Origin of the sequence: Isoptericola sp. NPDC057191 (genome assembly GCF_042670225.1) — a bacterium.
Lineage (GTDB): Bacteria > Actinomycetota > Actinomycetes > Actinomycetales > Cellulomonadaceae > Isoptericola.
On record NZ_JBHUWC010000311.1, the window covers coordinates 1 to 1,616 of the forward strand.

1 protein-coding gene is annotated in these 1,616 nt (G+C 74.1%); it reads left to right on the top strand.

The window, feature by feature from the left end; genetic code table 11:
- A partial coding sequence (locus ACFT55_RS20145; protein WP_380245642.1) for a choice-of-anchor G family protein occupies nucleotides 1–1,616 on the top strand: 1,616 nt, incomplete at both ends.

Genomic DNA, 1,616 nt, shown 5'->3' on the forward strand with positions numbered 1-1,616 from the left:
CGGCCTCAGCCGCCGTCCTCGGGGCGCTCGCCTTCGCGGGCGCCCCGAGCGCGGCGGCCGCCCCGACCGACGTCTCCGAGTCCCTCGGCAAGTTCCTGGGGGGCGACGTCGTGCTCGGGGGCGTCGACCTGGACGCGATCGCGGAGGTGGAGGGCGCCGAGGCGGCCTACCCCTCCGGCGACGGGCTGGACACGAACCCGCTGTCCGCGGACGTCCTCGACGCCCTCGGGGTGAACCTCACCGACACCCTCCAGCTCTTCGGCCCCAACGGCGTCGTCCAGCTCGGCGCGGTGAACCAGTACGCCGCCGCCGACGCCGACGGCGCGACCGCTGCCTCGGGCGCCGTCACGGACCAGGGCGGCATCTCCGTGGGCGGGTCGGAGCAGTTCCCGGCCGACGCCACCGTCTCGCTCACCCCGCTGGTGCCGGACGACCTCCAGGGATCGACCGTCTCCCAGCTCGACCTCTCGCTCGGGGCCCTGTCGGCCACGGCCCAGGCCGAGCCGGGATCGACGACGGGCGACTACCAGATCGCCGGCGCGACCGTCGACCTGACCAGCCCGCTGGTCGGCGGCGTGTACACGCAGCTCCAGGACGCCATCGCGCCCGTCCAGACCTCCCTCGACGGCCTGTCCGACACCCTCACCACGGCGGTCGAGGGCACGCTCGGGCTCCTCGACGCCTCGCCTCTCACCCAGGCGACCAGCACCGTGGACGTGACCGTGCCCGACCTGAGCACGGTGCTGCCGTCGGGCTTCGTCGGTGACGGGGCGGTCCAGGTCAACCTGCAGACCGGTCAGGTCTCCGTCGACCTCGAGCAGCTGCTCGCCGACGACCCCGACCTGCCGGACCTCAACGAGCTCCCGGCCAACACCGAGATCCTCGACGGTGCCGTCGTCGCCGCGATCGCCGACGCCGTGACCAGCACGATCACCTCGATCGTCCAGGACGTCGCCGACGGCGTCCGCACGGCTGTGGAGAGCGCCGCGGTCTCCCTCGACGTCACCGTCGGCGCACGGCTGCTGCCCACCGGGCCGTACGCCGACGTCCTCGGCATCACCCTGGACGCCCCGCTCTCGGCCATCGACGACGGGACCGCGACCGCGAGCGTCGACGTCCTGGGCACCCAGGCGCTGCTCGACGTGGTGCTGGGGGTGCTCGGCACCTCGACGGACGCCCTCGCCAGCACGATCGTCAACGCCCTCCTGGCCCCGGTCGGCGCGGTGTTCACCCTCGTCGACACCCTCGAGACGACCCTCGACGGCATCACCGGCCCGCTGGCGGCGGACGTCGTCGGCCCCGTGCTCGACGTCCTGACCGGCGTCGTCTCGCTCACCGGCAACGTCCAGGAGCAGCCCGGAGACCTGCCGGCGCAGGACCCGTCGGGAGCCGAGTCGTTCACCGAGCGCGCGCTGTCCCTGCGTCTGCTGTCGTTCGGCACGGGCGACGACCTGGCGACCGTCAACCTCGCGTCGGCCACGGTGCGCGCCGTCGAGGCGCCGTCGATCACCGTCGACCCGGCGACCGTCCAGGCGGGTGCCGAGACGACGGTCTCGGGCACGGGCTTCGCGCCCGAGACCGACCTGGCCGTGCAGCTCACCGACGCGGCCGGTGAC